The organism is Gardnerella sp. KA01001 (assembly GCF_049244025.1).
Taxonomy (GTDB): domain Bacteria; phylum Actinomycetota; class Actinomycetes; order Actinomycetales; family Bifidobacteriaceae; genus Bifidobacterium; species Bifidobacterium swidsinskii.
Map to the genome: position 1 here is coordinate 240,132 of NZ_CP058366.1, position 18,946 is coordinate 259,077.

At 41.0% G+C, this 18,946-nt stretch carries 15 protein-coding genes; 2 read left to right on the forward strand and 13 right to left on the reverse strand.

What is annotated here, in order from left to right:
• Positions 1-11: 11 nt before the first annotated feature.
• Positions 12-1,229: a histidine kinase dimerization/phosphoacceptor domain-containing protein gene (locus tag HXT59_RS01135; RefSeq protein ID WP_012913775.1), complete on the reverse strand. Its 1,218-nt coding sequence runs from the start codon at positions 1,227-1,229 to the stop codon at positions 12-14.
• Positions 1,223-1,963 carry a response regulator transcription factor gene (locus HXT59_RS01140; RefSeq protein ID WP_012913774.1) on the reverse strand — a complete coding sequence of 247 codons (741 nt, stop codon included), beginning with the start codon at positions 1,961-1,963 and terminating at the stop codon, positions 1,223-1,225. Before HXT59_RS01140 ends, HXT59_RS01135 begins: the two co-directional genes overlap by 7 nt.
• A 193-nt stretch (positions 1,964-2,156) precedes the next feature.
• Between HXT59_RS01140 and HXT59_RS01145 the strand changes: the two genes are divergently transcribed.
• A complete protein-coding gene (locus HXT59_RS01145; RefSeq protein WP_012913773.1) occupies positions 2,157-2,660 on the forward strand; it encodes a hypothetical protein in 504 nt (167 codons plus the stop codon).
• A gap of 182 nt (positions 2,661-2,842) precedes the next feature.
• Positions 2,843-3,079, forward strand: a complete 237-nt coding sequence (locus HXT59_RS01150) for a hypothetical protein (protein WP_004109891.1) — start codon at positions 2,843-2,845, stop codon at positions 3,077-3,079.
• A gap of 12 nt (positions 3,080-3,091) precedes the next feature.
• Here the strand turns inward: HXT59_RS01150 and HXT59_RS01155 are convergent, their stop codons facing one another.
• The 11 genes from HXT59_RS01155 to HXT59_RS01205 all read right to left on the reverse strand — a co-directional run bounded on the left by HXT59_RS01155 (position 3,092) and on the right by HXT59_RS01205 (position 18,658).
• Entirely contained in the window at positions 3,092-3,691 is a 600-nt protein-coding gene (locus HXT59_RS01155) for an FMN-binding protein (protein ID WP_012913772.1), read from the reverse strand.
• A 45-nt stretch (positions 3,692-3,736) separates the two neighbouring features.
• On the reverse strand, positions 3,737-4,582 hold the full coding sequence (locus HXT59_RS01160) for an ABC transporter ATP-binding protein (protein ID WP_004109895.1): 846 nt from the start codon (positions 4,580-4,582) through the stop codon (positions 3,737-3,739).
• A gap of 40 nt (positions 4,583-4,622) precedes the next feature.
• Entirely contained in the window at positions 4,623-5,990 is a 1,368-nt protein-coding gene (locus HXT59_RS01165) for an FtsX-like permease family protein (RefSeq protein ID WP_421783933.1), read from the reverse strand.
• The gene (locus HXT59_RS01170) at positions 5,980-7,314 is read right to left on the reverse strand and encodes an ABC transporter permease (RefSeq protein WP_421783935.1); all 1,335 of its coding nucleotides are present in this window, start codon (positions 7,312-7,314) and stop codon (positions 5,980-5,982) included. The genes HXT59_RS01165 and HXT59_RS01170 overlap by 11 nt, the downstream gene beginning before the upstream one ends.
• 12 nt (positions 7,315-7,326) lie before the next feature.
• Entirely contained in the window at positions 7,327-8,598 is a 1,272-nt protein-coding gene (locus HXT59_RS01175; RefSeq protein ID WP_119522376.1) for a DUF2318 domain-containing protein, read from the reverse strand.
• Positions 8,599-8,670: 72 nt separating this feature from the next.
• A complete protein-coding gene (locus HXT59_RS01180) occupies positions 8,671-9,315 on the reverse strand; it encodes an iron transporter (protein WP_004109905.1) in 645 nt (214 codons plus the stop codon).
• Between the two features lie 95 nt (positions 9,316-9,410).
• The gene (locus HXT59_RS01185; RefSeq protein WP_421783937.1) at positions 9,411-11,129 is read right to left on the reverse strand and encodes an FTR1 family iron permease; all 1,719 of its coding nucleotides are present in this window, start codon (positions 11,127-11,129) and stop codon (positions 9,411-9,413) included.
• Positions 11,130-11,368: 239 nt separating this feature from the next.
• Positions 11,369-14,659, reverse strand: a complete 3,291-nt coding sequence (locus tag HXT59_RS01190) for a type I restriction endonuclease subunit R (RefSeq protein WP_421783939.1) — start codon at positions 14,657-14,659, stop codon at positions 11,369-11,371.
• A 58-nt stretch (positions 14,660-14,717) separates the two neighbouring features.
• Complete coding sequence (locus HXT59_RS01195) at positions 14,718-15,671, reverse strand: Abi family protein (protein WP_101889994.1); 954 nt, start codon at positions 15,669-15,671, stop codon at positions 14,718-14,720.
• Positions 15,672-15,782: 111 nt separating this feature from the next.
• Positions 15,783-17,057, reverse strand: a complete 1,275-nt coding sequence (locus tag HXT59_RS01200; protein ID WP_421783941.1) for a restriction endonuclease subunit S — start codon at positions 17,055-17,057, stop codon at positions 15,783-15,785.
• Positions 17,054-18,658: a type I restriction-modification system subunit M gene (locus tag HXT59_RS01205; RefSeq protein ID WP_421783943.1), complete on the reverse strand. Its 1,605-nt coding sequence runs from the start codon at positions 18,656-18,658 to the stop codon at positions 17,054-17,056. Before HXT59_RS01205 ends, HXT59_RS01200 begins: the two co-directional genes overlap by 4 nt.
• Between the last annotated feature and the right edge of the window lie 288 nt (positions 18,659-18,946).

An 18,946-nucleotide genomic window follows, 5' to 3' on the forward strand; every position in this document is an offset into this window, starting at 1 on the left:
TCTGATTGATACTAGTTTAGCGGAATAACAACATTGACCAACCATGCATCATCATCTTTTTGCGCGTTTAAAGATCCACCTAAACGTTCCACGGATTTTTTGTGGAATAGTAGTCCTTTGCCAAAAACAAGTCTTCCACCAAACTTATTCGACAACGAATTCATACACATTATTTTGCATTCTCGCTCATCAACAGTAACGTTCATAGAAAAGTCAACGCTAGTACTGCAATGCTTACGAATATTAGTAAGCAACTCACTGCACATGCGAATAGCACATTGAGCTTTTTCAGTACTAACAGTTGCAGATGCAGCAAAATCACCACTCCCCGAACTTTTATCAACCACTGTTAGAGAACCATAGTACCCAAGCTGCTCACAAATTTGCCGTTCAGCCTGTAAACGCGCACGAATATTGCATAAGAAATCAGCCAAATTCATGCAATCATTGCTATTAGAACTATAAACAAACTGCGTACTAGCAATATTTGAATCTAAAGAATCATCATACTTTTGTTCAGTTTGCTCAAGCAGGCTGATAACAAGTCTCGCTTTGGAAAGTGCATTACGCGAATGTTCAATAATCTGCTCTAACGATTCTTTTGTATGTTCATTGTTCTTAGCATATAAAGCATCCGTTGCAAGCAGTGTAATATCCGTAATCTCATTGTTCACATCGTCATGCAATTGCAACGCAACCGACGCAATATAAGACTGGAACTTACTCCGTACAATATCCATTTTTGCGCGATTATTTTCTTCCAACATGTTCAAATATTTGCGCAAAACGTAACCACAAATCATGGAAATAAGAATAAAACAAGGAAAAGTAAGCGAAATGTACGCAATTTTTGCAAAGTACATAATATTCAGCGAAACTATGTACGCACAAAGCAAATACTTCCACGAATCATAAAAGCCTGCAACAAACATGCTAGCAATCAGCGCAAAAAGCACGCAAGTTGCATTTACACCTGGTACTGCTAACGTTACGCAATACAAAATCGGAGTTACGAGTGATACTTGACGCGGAAAAGCAATCAAAAGAAATATTGCAAACATCCAAACGTATTGACACGCAGATTGCTGCGGGTTATGCCACAGCCCAGCTGTATTGCACGATTGCACATCCATTGACACTACAAGAATCGCCAATATTATGAATAAAGTTCGCTGAATTTTCCAGCTTTTAACCAACTCAATAACGCGCGAAAATGTTTTCATTAACATGCGTTATCCGTTTCTTGAGAAGGATTCGGATGATTCTGAAGCGAATTATTAAAATATTGCAGATTGCTAGTTTGCTCACGATTTTGCATTGCAGCAAACGCGGATATTGCTTGCACTCGGTTAGAAACATGCAATTTTTTGTAAATCCTATGAATATGCGTGTTAATAGTGTTTGGCATAAGACCAAGTTGAGCCGCAATCTGATTTGTTGTGCAACCTTTAGAGAGCAGATCCATGATTTTTAGTTCTTGAGGCGGCAAAACGCTACGCGACCTTGATTTAGAAAGCCTAATAAAAGATTCTTGCGGAGTAGCAAAATCGTAAGCAACATCTCTAACACATCGGCAGCCATACACCTTCTGATTATCGCAATATTGCAAAGCTTCTGCTAGTCCTTTGAAATTGTCTTTAGCAACCATTGCCTGCCCACCAACTTGCGCTACTGACGAAGCGTAGGATCTACAGTCATACGAAGTCATACCAATTAAAATAATGTTATTGTTTTTCTCGCGAATTGCGCGTATTACCTCTACTCCAGACATGTCTTTCATTGACATATCAATCAAAATATAATCCGGAGTCGTTTTTGTTACTTGGCAATATTTCAAAGCTTGCACGCCTGATTTTACGCACCATTTGCACACGTACTCGCTTGGCAAAAGCTTGCTGAGCACGTTTCGCATAACCGCTAAAACTAGTGGGTCGTTATCTACTATTGCATACGTTTTTTGCATAATGGCTTTCTTGCAATCTTATGCTACTTTTCTTATATTCTACTTTATAAGCATGCGCAAAGTAGGGCAAATCGTGTAGTAATAAATGATTACAAGTAATGCATGTAAGTCAAATGTGATTATAATAAGTAACAATATGCAGCTTTTAGTTGCGTTGAAAATTCATTTTCAATATTGATTGCAGCAGGATTATATGACAAAACGATTAGTAGTATTGCACTCCGCAGAAGTAGCTGCGATGGCACTTGCCTCAACAGCTGCTTTTATGCGTAGCTTTGGCTTTTTCGTTTTGTGGCTTGTTTTAGGACTTCTTTCTGTTGCATTGTATTCTTATGCATATTTTTTCTTGCGCAAAAGCGTTATTAAAGCAAAAAATGCGTATATAGGAAATAATATATCTAATCTTAACGGCGCAGGCGCTAACAGCATAAGTAGTGATGTTGAGAATATAGAAAACAACAAAGATTACATAACAACTCTTGAGCAAAAACGCAAAAAAGTCGAATCACAAAATAAGCAAATACTTAGTAATTATCTAAATAATTTAACAAATATTATTTCATGCTTTATTTGTGGGCTTATTCACGTTCCTTGGATTTATTACTACGGAATTGCAAATGGCGTCTTAACATTGGTGATTTTGTGGCGAGTAATAAAGCGTCCACAAGGTCACCCTATTGATGAAAGCGATTTGTAAAGATTTAAGACTTATTGGCAATCTACCATTACGTTGAGTATTAAGTTTTGAGTACATCATATTGCTGCAAAGAATTGCAATATTTATACTAGAAATACAAAATACATACGAACGAGAAGCAATGTACATGAATTAACTACAATGCTCACGAACAAAACAGCAAATTGGAAAGAAGGCAACTCATGAGCAAGGACTCTATAAAAGTTATTAAAAAAACGCTTATTTGGATTCTTAAGTGGGCATTATTTACAGCAGTTGAGTTCCTTCTTTTGTATGTTGCAATTATTTCTTGGAATCATGATTTTGCACAGTTCATGGACGAATACAGTGATGCTATTATTCCATTTATGGCAGCAACCGGAGCCATGGCAGCAACAATGATTCGCGACGAAGGCACTATTCTTGAAGTCAAAGATTAAGGTGGTTGTAGATTATTTTGCGGATTGAATTGAAGCCTCTTGGCGAGCAACGTCAAGAGCTTTGTTGAAGGCATCGCTAGTCCAACTTGCTCCAGCAACAACCGAAATATGCAAATCTTTCAACGGCTTTCCAACGATTTTTCCAGGGATATCCTTTGAGAATGCATCCATATGGCCTCTTGAAATCGGCGTAAACGGATGAGGCGTCATTTGCACATCGCTAACATCCCCATTTGCAACGCTTAAGCGCACATCAAAACTGTCTTCTGCAACCGGACCATACGTAGCTTTGACTTTATAGTCGCCATCTTTGTAATTGCCAGTGTCTGTTTTAGGCTGATTCTGCTGGTTCTGAGAATCCTCACTTTGCGCAGAAGATTTAGATTGCTGAGCACCAGCATCGTACTTTCCAGAAGGATTACCACCATCATCCGCGCTTTGACCAGAATTGCCAGCAAACTCATCGTTCATCGGCACAGCGCTCGGCTCGCCGCAAGCAGAAAACATAGCGGACGATGCAGCTACAATCGCAAGCGCAGCAACGGTTTTCGTAACTTTTTTGGATTTCAAATCGTCGCGTGAAACATCGTGAAACATATTATCTGAAACCATAAAATCATCGCCTTTAAATCTTGTATATTTTAAAACCTTGCGCAACTAATCATCTAAATTCGCTAATTTAGGCGACTTAGTAGGCTCATGGTCTTGCAAAGCTTCCACAACACTTTCATCAACGTGAGCACTCGTAAATGCAGGCTTGCCGCCAATCGCCTCGTACGCTTTGCGAGCATCCTCGTTATTCCAACGCTCACCAACAAGCACACCGTGGTTGAGCATAATTTCGCGATCCGCGCATTGAGCTACCAAAGAATCATGAGTTACAACAATAATCGTAGTGCCTTGATTGTGCAGCTGCTTAAACAAATCGAGCACAATCTGCTCATTTTTTTCGTCCAAATTACCAGTCGGCTCATCCGCAAGAAGCAACTTAGGGCAGTTGATAAGCGCACGAGCAACGCACACACGCTGCTGCTCGCCACCAGAAAGCTGGCTTGGCAGATGGTGAGCGCGATCCTTCAAGCCCACGCGATCCAAAGCGTCCATTGCTTGAGCTTCGTCAACAACAGAATGATAGTATTGCGCAACCATCACGTTTTCAACTGCCGTTAAATGCGGAACAAGATAAAACTTTTGAAAAACTAAACCGATTACGTTTTTACGAACGTCAGCGAGTTGACCGGCATTCAAATCCTCAAGTTTGCGACCTTGCAAAGACACGGAACCTTTGGATGGTGAATCCATGCAGCCAATAATGTTCATTAACGTTGTTTTGCCAGAACCACTGGAGCCAACAATAGAAAGCCACTCGCCTTCTGGCACAGTAAGCGACAAATCGTCAACAGCTCGAAGAGATCCGTAAATCTTGGAAATATGATCCAACGTCAACAGCATTTTTGGCTTAGACTCCGCGCTATCTAACTTATTTTCTATATTCTCTGTCATATTAAATCCTTAACTAATCACTCTAAAATCACTCTAAAAGCTATTCTTCTCGAAGCACAATCGCAGGGTCGATCTTTGAAGCACGCAAAACAGGCGGCAAAGCAGCAACGCAAGACGCAGCAACGCTAAATACAATAGAGAACACGACTAGCCACCAATTCACGCCCAAATCTCTCGAGAACACCATTGCAGCAAGCAAGCGCGCAAACACATACCCTACCGCAGTACCAGCAATACCGCCAACGAAGCCATATACTCCAGCTTCAGCAGTAAACTCCACGCCAATACTCCGTGCGCTCGCACCCAAAGCTTTGCGCAAACCAATTTCATTTCGACGCTGCTGCACAATCGAAGAAATCGTAGTGCTCACGCCAACCATCATCAATACTAGAACAACTAGCGATACAATGCAGAACAGGCTGCGAAGCATAGTGATAATACCAGTGTCAGCAGCAGTAACTTTAGTAACTTGCTGAGCGCGCACGCGCATAGAAGTCATGTCGTTAATACTTCTAACAACCGCATCGACGCTAGGCGCAGAAGACGAGTAAGCAATCACGTCTGCTCCGCGCTTAACTCCCGTAAGAGTATTCACATCCGCATTAAGAGCGTAAAGCATAGAATCTTCAGCACCGCCCGTATCCAAAATGCCGCAAACGCGGAAAGTTGTGCCGTGAATATCCATAATATCCGTTGAGACTCTGCCTTCAACAAGCTTTTGTTGAGAAGATTTTTGCGCAGACTGATCTGAAGAATTTGCAGCAGAATTTTGCGCTTGATTCTCTGCTGGCTTCTCTACAGACTGATTTGTAGACTTATTTGCAGATTCACTTGCAGACTTATTTGCAGACTTATTTGCAGACTTCTCTGCTGGCTTATGCGAGCCGGCAGTATTATCCGAAGATCTATACGCAATCGCAATTCGAGAACCTATTTTTAAGCCCATCGCAAGAGCTACATCTCGCCCAACCATAACATTTCCACTGCTAGGCCAAGAGCCGTCTACATTCCAATGCTTATTAAGCGACTTTACTGAACGAACGTCTATTCCTGCTAAAACATACGGAGCTGCGTTAATACGCACGTTTTCGTAACGATATGTAGCAGATCGCATAGCACCTTTTGCAAGAACCATATCGTTTGTGTGCAAAACCATCGCGCGATCAATACCGTTTTTCCACTCGCCCTCAATTGGAGTTACGATAATATTCGCTCCATAAGCACGCATTTCATCGCTCATTTGCTGAGGCACAACCAGGCAGATTGCAGCTAAACAAAACAGCGTAGCAGCACCAACAAGCGTTGCAATAACAGCCATCAAAGCGCGCGATTTTCTACGAAATACCGCGCTAAATAGCATGGTAATAAACATAGAATTGTTGGAAGTCATATAAGATTTACCTGCCATGAAGCACCTCCGCAGGACGCACACTCAAAATCGAACGAATCGAAGAGCCTGCAGCCGCAAGCACAGTCAACGCAAGCAGCACGAACACCAGAACAAATACCATTGGTCGGAACAAAATCGAAGAGCCAAACACTGTGAAACCAATAATCTGCGCCACCGCAAATCCCAAAGCCATGCCGAGTAACGCTCCACCAAACGCAATAACCGCAGTTTCCATAAGCATAAGACGAGCAACAGCACCATCACGTGCACCCAAAGCCTTAAGCAATGCAAGCTCGCCAGAACGCTCAGAAATTGAAGCAGCCATAAGATTCGCCACAGCAACAGCAGCAGCAATTAAACTCAACGCAGTCATCAAAACCATAACAGCACGCGTCTTATTTAATACGTTACCCTGCAACGCCGCAACTTGACGAACCTGCTTTGCAACAGCTCTAGGAATTACCTCCTCAATTTGGTAAGTAATCGAACTCGGGTAAGCCGTGCAATACCAAGTTTCCCACTCTTCCTGGCTTAGCGCTGCCGGATTTTTAGCAGCCTTTCGCGCTAAATCATTTTCAGGAGTAGTAAGCGCCTTTACTTCAATCGAATCAACCTTATTCGGCTTATTTGCAAGGCCTTGAGCATCGCTAGAACCTGCGTAGATTGCGTTATTGTCATCGTCGCCAGAATCGTATACGCCAACCAAGCGCAACGAAACCTCGCGTCCGTCACGAATCAAACGCAAACGCTGGCCAAGTTTTAAGTGCAAACGCTCAGCTAGCTGCGCACCTACCATTGCTTCAGATTTATTATCTTTTGCCCAACGACCTGCATTAATCTTCCACCAAGAGCGCAAACCTCTAACACCAACAACCGTTGTTTCCCCGGAAGCGAGCGCAAGCTTACGATTAAACCAAGTTCCAACAATAGGCACTACCAAATCGCCAGAAGATTTCGCTTCAAGATTTGCATGAACAATTATTTTCGGCGCAAAATTAGTGATATTAAACGCCCAGAAAATCATTTTTATTTTTGCAGCATCAGATTCTTTTAGCGAAGCAGTAGACTCGTGGCTTTCCGCAGCCTTTAAACTCTCAGAACCATTAGTATCAATCTGCTCTCGAGAAGCATACAAATCATTTACAACAGCGCTAGATTTTGGCTGAACCACAATATTTGAACCATATGAACTCAGCTCTGCGTTAATTTTGTCTCCAACGTCATACACAACGCTAAGCATTGACACGCTAACGCACGCGCTTAAGCACACTACGAGCGCAATCAACACACGCTTTTTCAATTGCCGCACAAGAGATCGAGCAACCATGCGCATCATAAACATAGCAACTCTCCCTTACTTAAAATGCAAACTGAGCACGTCTAAATCAGCAGTATGAATTGTGATTTTGCCATGCCCAGCCTTATACGGGAACGGAATCGGATTGCAACCACCTTTAAAACCGATAGTTGCCAAATTAATTGCTACATCACACTTACGGCAAATAATCTTACCGTCTTTTTCATAGTAGCCTGCATCGCCGCAGTTTTCGCAAGCATCCAATCCAACGCCATACGCTCCACCATTCTTTTTAATGATTATAAAACGCATAACAGTGCCGTCTTTTGCTTTGTATTGGAAACGATGCAAATGACCATCTGAAACTTGAACGTAATTAATAGTTGCAACACCATCGTGCAATTCATACGGTTCTGGAGGCGTAAGAGTTGGTTTAATATTCATAATAGATACGCCTACAGTAAGCGTAAGTATTACTGTGATAGCAGCCAAAAGAGCTGCGAGCGCAGACTTTCGAGATTTCCTTTTAAACGCTCGCTTCGTGCGAATTTCTGCTGCATTTTCACCAACTACAGCCGTTTTAAAGCCGATTATTACAGACGCAGCAGCAGGAATCATGAACACGCTAATTTGCGCCATAATCATTAATGGAGCGTTATTAATTAGCCAAACAAGCACGCTGAAAGAAAAGTCATCCATATAAAGCAGAATGCTTCCTTGCATAATCTGCAAAAGTGAAGTTATGTGCTGCACTAGCAAAATAATCATGCTTAAAACTACAGCAATTTTGAAGCAAATAGCGTTAGACGTAGTGCGCAAAGAACGCACCATAAGACTTAAGCAGATAGCAGCAATAACGCCAAGCACAAAACCAAGCGCGCGAAGTAACATGTCTGATGTAAAAGGCGGAGTGCTTGAATCTACGAAAATAGTAAGTTGCAAAATAACATCTGGTAAAGCATAAAACACAGTAAACGCTAAGCAACATGCACCAATCGCGTTACTTATGTGCATTAAAAGCGGGCAATTACGCCAATTTTTTATTATTTTGTGTGAAAAAATAACCACAATAATTGCAGCAATATCAAGCGGAACCGCAATACACAACGCCGGCATATTAATAAAGTTTCGCTGATTAATTACCACAGATGCGCGGAGTATAGCAAAAATAAGAGCTGCGACTGTGCCTGCAGACAGCCCATACAATCTCCAACGTGCACTCAGAGGCTTATCTCGCCCCTCGCCAACAGTAAGCGACGTGCTTAATCCCATTGTGAGTAGCGCAAGAGGGAGCAGCCCAGGCATAACTGCCACAAACAGTCTGAGCATAACTCCCTCCTTTGCTATTACTTATTATTTACTAAAATTATTAATTAATCGCTAATTATTAACTAGCTACCACTACCACTGACGAGGAGTGTACTTCCAATCGTCGAAGGTTGCCTTAATTGGCTCAGTCCAGAAGCGACCGGTTACGCCGGTAGCAGGATCGACGTGAAGCATCCAACCCTTCTTTTCTGGGGATTCAATAGAAAGCACGAGCTTATAATTTCCAGCCTTGTCAAGCTTAACGTTTGCACCGTAGTGAGGACCATCGGAAGCGTTCATCTGCATAAAAGTACCCTTGCCAACGGATTCGCCGCTTGCCTTATCGACAATCTCATAGTTCACAGTCAAATCTGGAATGAACTCGCCCTTACCGTAGCCAAGCTTTGTACCTTTTTGGTTAGCGTGGATATCGGCTTCAAGGTGGAAGCTTGCTTCGCTTGCCTTCAAGCCCATACCAGCTGGAACCATGTCCACTGGCTGGAAGTACACAGCGCCAATAGTAAGAGGTCCAATGTTCTGATCTTGGTGAGGACCAACTGGAACCTCCTCAAAGCCCTTATCGCCGCCCTTGTCATCAGCCTTGTCGTCAGCCTTCTGCTCGGTTGCTTGTGACTTAGCACCAGTTTTAGCGGAATTGCCATTAGAACCGCAGCCAGCGAGCGCAAGCAGTCCAGCAAGAGCCAAAGCTGCAATTGCCATCATTTTATTATTCTTCATATCTAACCTTCTGTGTTTGTTGTTAGTTATTTTTATTTAATTATTGTTATTGGTTGTTTATTAATTATTTATTAGTTGGTTATTTGTTGTTTTGCTTATTTATTTTCTACCGCGCGTTTCACACGACTTCGCGCAATAGATACGCAAAGCAGTGAAATCACAACAATTGCTGCCACAATTTGAGCAACAATCGTCTCAACATACGGATAGAACCCAAGCCAATCGTTAGTTGGCAAGCCTTGAATATACATTCCTTCGAGAGCATCGCCCTCGATTAACGCGTGCACACCACCGCCTGCAAAAATCACTACGAGAACAGACATAAGAGCACTTGTTCCAGTAAAGAATGGGCGAATTGGTATGTGCACAGATGCGAAACGAATCAGCAAGAATATCACTACAAGAACTGCAGCAGCGGAAATGAAGCCTCCCCAAATCATAGAGTCAGCTCCGTTTGAAACTGCAAAGATTGCTTGATAGAAGATTACAGTTTCAGCGCCTTCGCGGAACACAGCAAGGAAACTCAATAACGCTAAAGAAACCAAGCTTCCCTTAGAAACTGCTGCCGTTGTTTGCTCACTAATATACTTATTCCATGCTTGCACTGAAGATCTAGAAATCATCCAGTTACTCGTGTAAAGCAGCATAAGCATTGCGAACAATGCAACAACGCCTTCTGTAATCTCCTGCTGCGGACCAGAGCCATTAAATAGCAAGCCGAATAGTGCAGCTACAGCAAGAGATGCCACAATTCCAGCCGCAATACCTAGGTAAATATACTTCACCATATTCTTGTGACCGGATTTAACAAGGTAAGCAATAATTGCTGCAACAACTAGCAACGCTTCCAAACCTTCACGAAGCAAAATCACGAAAGCTTGACCAAATGAGCTAGTTATGAATTGCATAAATGGATTTGCGCTTGAAGATGCGCCTTTGTCTAATTTTGCTGCGTCTTCAATAAGCATCGCTTTAAGATCCGTTACGAACTTTTTAGCTTGCTCAACAGTTGCACCGTTGTTCATTGTTTGGCGGCACTCTTTGAATTGATATTCGACAGTCGAAACGCGACTTCCGCTTATTGCATTCATCACGTTCTTCTCGAAACCGAGCTTTTCGTAATACTGGTAATAGGCTTCGTTAATTAAATCAACTGCAGATGCTACTTGAGTTTTATTACCTTTTGCAGACTTGTATTTTGCAACCGATTTGTCGAGAATAACGTTCATTTCTCGAGCAACTTGACCCCACGTACGACCATTGCGCCCAAGGTTTTTCTTTTTTGCAGCATCTAGCTTTTTGCGCTCTGCTTTAATTTGCGCACGCAACTTTTGTGCATAAACATTTGGCTTATCCACTTTTAAGTTGGCATCGAGACTAGATGCAGTTTGTGCAACATCCGCTGCAAGAGCCGTTGAAATAGCACTTATTTGTGAACCTTGATTTTGCTGGTACACAAGCGTTTGCAGCTGCTGGAATTGATCAGTTTGTGCCTGAACTTTATTCTGCCCGATTGCATCTCGCACAACCGTAATCATGTTAGAAGCAACGTAAACGGAATTGTATGCTGCTTCAAATCGAGTTGCAGCTCCAGAATTGTTGCCACTATTGTATTCTGATTGACCTTGTAGCAATTCTTTGTTAATTGCTTTAGAAACTTCTGTCCAGCTAGTATACGAACGATCTGCATCTGTTGCAAAAGCTGGAATAGTTGTAGCAAACGAGCTCACTATGCAACCTACCAACATGCACACAGCCAGAATCAGTGCAGCCGAGTCACGAATAATTCGGCGCACTTTTACACACGCGCGCATAACATCTCCTCGCGTTCTTCCGCGTCTTCTTGCGATTCCGCACTTCTCACGCGTTTTACGCCTTTTGCGTTAACGCATTTCCTGCATATCTACGCGCTCTACCCCAAATTGAGCGCACCCAACTAAAACTTGCCATTACAAAGGCCCCACAGGTACATAATATCGACATATCAAGTAGATTGATATAGTTCAACGCAAAAAACACGCAAATATTACAAAAATGATATTGATAACGAGAATTATCTTTCGTTTTTACTAAAGCCGACAAGCCCAACAAACTCATTAAACATGTTTCTCATACTTTCCACAATGCGACTTTTCTTCTCAGCGCGCGCCTTAGCCGCAGAGCCAAACCTGCTCATTCTAGGCATTAAATCATTAATGTCTGTACCAAGCTCACTCACTTCGCCAGCGCTAAAAGATTTCTCCATAAACTTGCGAGTCAAAGCATCGTTCAATCCTTCGCTTTGCACGAGTTGCTCCAAATCATGATTATACTTTTGCTCAACATACTCGCTCCAGCAATCAACAATGCTCAACTTGTTGCCGTTAGAATCGTAAACGGTAATTGTATCGCCAGAATCCACAAGCTTATCAAGCTCATTCTCGTTAAGCTGCGCAATAAACCCTTCAATAAGCTTCTTTTTACTACGCAACTGCGGGCTAGAGTCAACCGCAACCCTAATAGAGGCAAGAACATTTTTATCTTTACAATGCTTGCTATGGTAATGTTCTACTAACATCAAAATGTAGTCAATATTTACTTCTACTTGGCGCACAAGCTCCATCTCAAACACAACGTCATCCGTAATGTCGGCGACCTCGCCTTTTTGCTCTTTGCGCTTCCACTCTTCATGCAAATCCTGGTAATGCCCCAAGTAATCTTGCATATCGCGCTCTTTGATTATCTCGTTGCCTTCAAATTGATCGAAAGCTTTCAGCATGTTACGCAAGCGCAGAATATTACCAAAAAGCGATATAAACTTTTTCTGATTCTCTTCTCCAACAATGTTGAAGCCTTGCAGCGGATACTTTTCCATAAGTTCATTTACTAAATCGCTGTATCCGCAACGCTCAATTCCTTTAGCGTCAACGTAACCGTTGTAAATCTGCTCGAACGTAGGGCAAAGCACAATACCTTGCGCATCTTTATCTCCAAAAAGACTTACCGCTTCGTCAACTCTATAACTCAAATCCCTAAAGCACACAATGTTTCCGAATGTTTTAACGGAATTTAAGATTCGATTTGTGCGCGAAAACGCTTGAATAAGCCCATGCATGCGAAGATTTTTATCTACCCAAAGCGTGTTCAAAGTTGTTGCATCAAAACCAGTTAGAAACATGTTGACTACAATCAAAACGTCAATTTCCTTATTTTTCATGCGAATTGAAACGTCTTTGTAATAGTTTTGGAATTTGTTATTTGATGCATCATACGCAGTATTAAACATTTCGTTATAGTCTTTTATTGCGCTTTCCAAGAATTCTTGCGAATTTGCGTCTAGATTTGCCGTGCTTTCTGAATTTTCTTCTCCAAGAGAACCCATGCCGTTGGCGTACGCCGAAGAATCTGACTCACCCTCGTTTACTGCATAGCTGAAAATAGTTGCTACTTTTAAGCGTTCGCTTGGAGGCAGATTTTGCTGCTGCTTTTTGAACTCGTTGTAATACGCTTTTGCAAGAGGAATGTCTGCAACAGCAAAGATTGAATTAAAGCCGTTTATGTCAACTTCTTCAGAAGATTTTTTAGTCTCTAAAGTATTATGCTTATCTGCAGCAAGTTCTTTAACGTTAATAATGCGCTTGTATTTGTAAGTTTTCTCGTTGCGATACGTTTTTTGAGTAAAATGTTCAATAATATATTGAACAACATTATGCACGCGATCTTTGTGCTTAATTACCTCAGGGCGATTAATATCTTTAACCAATTCGTCGGTTGCTTTTTCCAGCTCGCTAGACGTTTTTACAGTAGCAACGTATTCCACGCGGAATGGCAACACATTTTTATCGTTAATTGCGTTAATGATTGTGTACGTGTGCAAGCACGGTCCAAAGGTTTGCTCGGTTGTAGAAAGATGCGTAGCGTCGGAGCCAGCAGCGTTCGCTTCAAAAATTGGCGTGCCAGTAAACCCAAAAAGCAGAGCATTTTTAAAGTGTTTTACAATATCTGCATGCATTCCTCCAAATTGGCTTCTGTGGCATTCGTCAAAAATAAACACTATGCGCTTTTTGTAAATTTCATGACTTGGGTTGTTGCTTATAAATCTACTAAGCTTTTGAATAGTGGTTATAATAAGCCTGCATTCTTCCGTATTGTCTTCTAGCTGTTTTGTAAGCACAGATGTTGAAGTGTTACTATTTGCGGCTCCTTTTTCAAACGTGTCGTATTCTCTCATTGTTTGATAGTCAAGATCTTTACGGTCTACAACAAACAAAACTTTGTCAACAAGATTCTTGCCTTCTGCGTCTTTCAAAGTTTTTACTAACTGCGAGGTTTTGAAGCTAGTTAGCGTTTTACCAGATCCAGTAGTATGCCAAATATATCCGCCCTTTTGACGCTCTGATGATGGCATTTTGCTCGCATTAGCAAACATGTATTTTACGCGATTCACTATGTTTTCTGCTGCAGTAATCTGGTATGGACGCATAACCATCAAGCATTTGTCTGCATTAAAAACGCAATATTTTGTAAGAATGTTAAGAATTACGTGCTTTGCAAAGAAGGTTTTAGCAAAATCGCATAAGTCGGAGATTATAGTGTTTTGAGCATCGGACCAATAGTTTGTAAATTCAAAACTGTTACTTGTTGTGCTTTTGCTAGATCCTTTACTTTTCTGCTCTCTGTAAGCATTATTGCGAGTTGAGTTGGAGTAATACTTTGTTTCAGTGCCGTTTGAGATTACGAAAATTTGCACGTATCCAAATAGTCCGCTTCCAGCCCAAAATGAGTCGCGAGCATAACGGTTAATCTGATTGAACGCTTCTCTAATAGGCACACCTCTGCGCTTTAGCTCAATATGAACCATTGGCAAGCCGTTTACTAGAACAGTCACATCGTAACGATTACTACGCGCAGGGCCATTTGCATCATTATTGTTTGCATTATTGTTTGCGTTGACAGCATACTGGTTGATTACTTGCACAATATTCTTGTGAATATTTTCTTTGTCAATAATAGTAATGTTCTTATCTGTGCCGTCATCTTTTTTGAGTATTTTAACGTTATCTCGCTGAATAGTATCTGTTTTCTTAACTATATCGTCAGTGCTGTTTGCAATATTTTCTTTGAAAAATCTTTCCCACTCGTCATTCGAAAAATGGTAGTCGTTGAGCTTTTCGATTTGCACGCGAAGGTTTGCTATAAGATCTTTCTCGTTGTGAATGTGAGCGTACTCGTAGCCTTGGGATTGCAAAATGTTAATAAACTCTTCTTCGAGTTGTGCTTCGCTTTGATAACTGCCGTCGTTGCGCGCGCTCGGCGTAAACGTAGACATTACAGTGCTATCTTGATTCTCTAACACGATTTTCATTTTGCTTCCTTCTTTCTTACTTACTCACATAACGCATTGCATATTCTACAAATTTAAATTATCTCCAATGTAAATGGTTAAATATCCCATTTTTATATTCTTCATTTTTATTCAGAAAATCTTTTATTTCAGTCTCATAATTATGATTGTTTTCTATTTTTGATACTAAATACATTAAATTTACTAATGCTGCAGCAATAGATTTATCCGTATAACCATTTAATAAAGAAGAATTTTTAACATCACGAATTGAAGGAGTCGATATTACAGTTTCCTTATACCATAATCTACAATGATGAGAACACAAATTACGCAAGTAAACTATTGAATGGATTGCTTCAGAAGATTTACGAATTTCTGTTTTTAACCCCATTGAATCAAAAAGTTTTCGCAACACATTAGTATCTTTATACAAAGAAATCATTCGTGAAATAGTATCAAATGGAAAAGCTTCAACGGCAGCCCATATTGGTATAGGTTGTTTCTTACTCTTGTAATGTTTTATACAAACTTCGTTAGATTTTTCCAGCCATTTGTTCATATTAGATAAAAGATTATTTATGCTTATGTTAGATTTTTTAATATACGAATCTGAATTGAGGTATGTATATGCTCCTCCAGAGTTTGCAACGTGATATGCAAATCTAGATCTTAATGTTAACTCTACTTGTGCGGTACCTTTAAGAATAATTGTTCGCAATTCTTCATCCATTTTGTACGGCACAAGAAAATCAACATCTTTGCTGCCTGGCTTAAACTGATTATTGCCAGAAGAAGGATCGACTTGAAACACTCGAAAATACCCGGACAATCTATAGTAGTTGCAGTCATACAGCATACTTTTTAAATTATTTTCATCAGTGACTACTAATTCTCGAGCTTTCATGAGTTGAATCATATCGTCAACAGATTTTGGAGGCTTTGAATCAGCTGAAAAACAAGAAGAACCCCCAGGTTTGAGCACTGTCAGTAGGCTTAGGGGGCTGCTATTACTGGCAAGTTTAGCAGACATTTCTTACCTCCTCAATCTCTTCGGCGAGTCTCACTAGAAATGTAATTTATGTAAATTGTAATACTAAATACGCTCTTATAGTTCGTTTTACATAAATTGTGCATAACTAAATTACGCACGCTTGAAGGTTAGGAGTTGATCGCGATAGTACTCATACTGCTTGCGACGAGCTTCGATTTCTGCAGGCAATCCTTGAGTTAAATCATTGCAAAGTGCGTCAAAACGATCCAGAATTTGTACGATTTGGCGCTGTACTTCTAGAGGCGGAACAGGGATTTTGACATCTAGCAAATCAGATGGAGTGACCTCAATTACTTTAGTGCCATGAGCGAGTTTCTTCTTCTGTAAAAAGAACATTGATGAATGAAAATAATAAACTAAATATTTTGCATTTTGGTTATGCCTAATAATTGCAGAATGCCCACTAACAGCAACATCTTCTTCACCAAACCAAGCCACGCATTTACAAACATCCTCAATATTCTCACTTGTTACAGCCATTACGATGTCGTTTTTATGCGCAAATCTTTGTTTACTCGCACATTCACTATCTATGAATGTATAAGATTTACTAGCAAACAAACCATATTTCGTATAAATTTGACCATAATGTATGCATGGTATTCCGTGCTCACAAAAATCTTTTTTCTGTAAACTTCCACCCCTATCTACGGAGGCAATATCGCCAATCTTCTTATACTCCACACCATTAGGGCAGTAGCGCGAGATAAGCGAGTGTAGAGGATTATTATCGTTAAATGTAAGCAGCGTATCTCGATAGTATTCGTATTGCTTTTTACGAGCTGTAAGCTCTGCTGTAAGCTCTGCTGTAAGCTCTGCTGTAAGCTCTGTAAACGTATCTAAAATCCGCACAATCTCTGATTGAACCTCAAGCGGAGGCACTGGGATTTCAAGTTTTCTTAATCTAGGCATGTCAACGCTAGCAAAACTAGCAGCGTTCACATTACGCTTGCACCATTCATCAATAATAAAGAAGTAATAAAACACATACTTCATATCTAAATTAACATCTAACAATTCACGTTTTGAAAAAAACGTGAATTGTTGATTCGCAAGCGAATCAACAATTACCAAAGCATGCTCGCCAATAGTAGCCGTAGTAGCCAAAATTATTGAATTAGCAGGAAAAAGTTTACCACCTTTAACTGCTGACTTTGTAACATGCTGGATAGAATCAGACAAAACACGACCATGTGCTCTAATATCATCCATCCTAAACCACGGAACAGTTCCATCAGTCCAAAACTCACTATTACTCTTAGACGGCGTATACCCATTCTTAATAACAAACAATTCTTCCAAAGAATTATACTCCACGCCATTCGGGCAAAGCTCAGCGATTAACTCCTCAAGCTTGCTAGTCATTGAGCCACCTCGCTATTATCAAAGTTAACGCTGCCAGCTTCAATCTCGCTTACAATCTTCTCAATCTGTTCGCGCAACTCTTGCTCGCGAGCGCAAACCGACGCAATCTGCGCGTTAAGCTCCGTAATATCAATCTTTTCGCGAGTATCCTCCGCTTCAACATATGTGGAAACGGAAAGATTGTATTTATTGGATTCCACTTCTTCCAAAGACGCTACGTGCGCAATGTGCTCAACATCTTGCCTAGAAGTGTACCACTTAACAATTTGCTCAATGTTCTCGTCCGAAAGCTTGTTACTATTCGTTGACTTTACAAACTCTCGGCTCGCATCAACAAACAGTACAGAAGTATCATTCCGCTTGTTTTTGCGCAAAACCATAATGCACGTAGCAATCGAAGTACCAAAGAACAAGTTGCTTGGAAGTTGAATCACGCAATCAACAGCATTATGCTCAACTAAATATTGGCGAATCTTTTGCTCGGCTCCGCCGCGGTACATGATTCCAGGGAAGCAAACAATAGCAGCAGCACCATCTTCTGCCAGATGTGCCAAACAGTGCAACACAAACGCCATATCCGCCTTACTTTTTGGAGCAAGCACACCAGCTGGAGCAAAACGAGGATCGTTAATCATCAACGGATTAGAATCCCCTTCCCAACTCGTGGAATAAGGCGGATTAGAAACAACTAGCTCAAACTTTTTATTAGCATCGATTTGCGGATTTATAAGAGTATCGCCGCAAGTAATCTCAAACTTGTTAAAATTCACGTCGTGCAAAAACATGTTCATGCGGCACAAGTTGTAGCTAGTAACGTTCTTTTCTTGACCGTAAAAACCGCCATTAATATTTTCAATGCCTAGCACTTTTTTGGCTTTTAGCAGAAGCGAGCCGGATCCGCATGCTGGGTCGTACACGTCTGAAATGCTTGATTTTCCAACTGTTCCAAGGCGCGTGAGCAGCATTGAGACTTCTGCAGGAGTAAAGTATTCGCCGCCAGACTTGCCAGCATTAGAAGCGTACAAGCCCATCAAATATTCGTAAGCGTCACCAAAAGCCTCAATCACATTGTTGTTTACACTACCAAGCCTCATCTCACTAATCACTTGCAATAACTTAACAAAACGCTTATTTCTGCCTTCAACAGTGTCTGCAAGCTTAATGTTATTCACATCGTAATCGGAGAATAATCCCTTAAAATCACCAGACGAATCAGTTCCTTGAGAAGAAGCTTCAATATTGCGGAACACGCGGCTCAATGTTTCGTTTAGATTGCTATCTTGAGGAGCGTTCTTAAGCACATTGCAAAACAGCTCGCTAGGAAGTATAAAGAAGCCTTTAGCCGAGATCATTTCGCTGCGAATAGGCTCGGCATCTTCATCGCTTATTTTTGCATAATCAAAGTTTGGATCGCCGCCTTCAGATTCGTGCTCATCTTTATTAATATAATCGCATAAATTCTCGGAAATATAGCGATAAAACATTGTGCACAATACGTATGCTTTGAAGTCCCAGCCATCAACAGAACCTCGCAAATCGTCGGCAATCTTCCAAATCGTGCGATGCAATTCCGCGCGTTCTTCTTCTTTGCGAGTGTCCATTCTGCTGCTCCCTATTCGTGCAATTCGTGCAAGCGCATGCGCAATATATAAGCTAATTAAACAAGCGCAATATTACGCAATATTACGCAATAATTAAATAAGCGTTCAATTAAATAAGCGTTCTTTAATATTCTACTGTAAACGCGCACAATCAGCAGCAACGCTACTCGTATTGCTTGTGTCTAGCTTCGATTTATGCTCGCAAGCCTTGAGCTACACAACGAAACGACGCAATGGGATAACGCATTAAACAATAAGGCGATTAGGCAGCGTTGGGGCGCATTAGTT

Coding starts and splice junctions, on each gene's coding strand:
- HXT59_RS01135 (WP_012913775.1), bottom strand. CDS start 1,229: ATGTTAATGAAAACATTTTCGCGCGTTATTGAGTTGGTTAAAAGCTGG.
- HXT59_RS01140 (WP_012913774.1), bottom strand. CDS start 1,963: ATGCAAAAAACGTATGCAATAGTAGATAACGACCCACTAGTTTTAGCG.
- HXT59_RS01145 (WP_012913773.1), top strand. CDS start 2,157: ATGACAAAACGATTAGTAGTATTGCACTCCGCAGAAGTAGCTGCGATG.
- HXT59_RS01150 (WP_004109891.1), top strand. CDS start 2,843: ATGAGCAAGGACTCTATAAAAGTTATTAAAAAAACGCTTATTTGGATT.
- HXT59_RS01155 (WP_012913772.1), bottom strand. CDS start 3,691: ATGGTTTCAGATAATATGTTTCACGATGTTTCACGCGACGATTTGAAA.
- HXT59_RS01160 (WP_004109895.1), bottom strand. CDS start 4,582: ATGACAGAGAATATAGAAAATAAGTTAGATAGCGCGGAGTCTAAGCCA.
- HXT59_RS01165 (WP_421783933.1), bottom strand. CDS start 5,990: ATGGCAGGTAAATCTTATATGACTTCCAACAATTCTATGTTTATTACC.
- HXT59_RS01170 (WP_421783935.1), bottom strand. CDS start 7,314: ATGTTTATGATGCGCATGGTTGCTCGATCTCTTGTGCGGCAATTGAAA.
- HXT59_RS01175 (WP_119522376.1), bottom strand. CDS start 8,598: ATGCTCAGACTGTTTGTGGCAGTTATGCCTGGGCTGCTCCCTCTTGCG.
- HXT59_RS01180 (WP_004109905.1), bottom strand. CDS start 9,315: ATGAAGAATAATAAAATGATGGCAATTGCAGCTTTGGCTCTTGCTGGA.
- HXT59_RS01185 (WP_421783937.1), bottom strand. CDS start 11,129: ATGCGCGCGTGTGTAAAAGTGCGCCGAATTATTCGTGACTCGGCTGCA.
- HXT59_RS01190 (WP_421783939.1), bottom strand. CDS start 14,659: ATGAAAATCGTGTTAGAGAATCAAGATAGCACTGTAATGTCTACGTTT.
- HXT59_RS01195 (WP_101889994.1), bottom strand. CDS start 15,671: ATGTCTGCTAAACTTGCCAGTAATAGCAGCCCCCTAAGCCTACTGACA.
- HXT59_RS01200 (WP_421783941.1), bottom strand. CDS start 17,057: ATGACTAGCAAGCTTGAGGAGTTAATCGCTGAGCTTTGCCCGAATGGC.
- HXT59_RS01205 (WP_421783943.1), bottom strand. CDS start 18,658: ATGGACACTCGCAAAGAAGAAGAACGCGCGGAATTGCATCGCACGATT.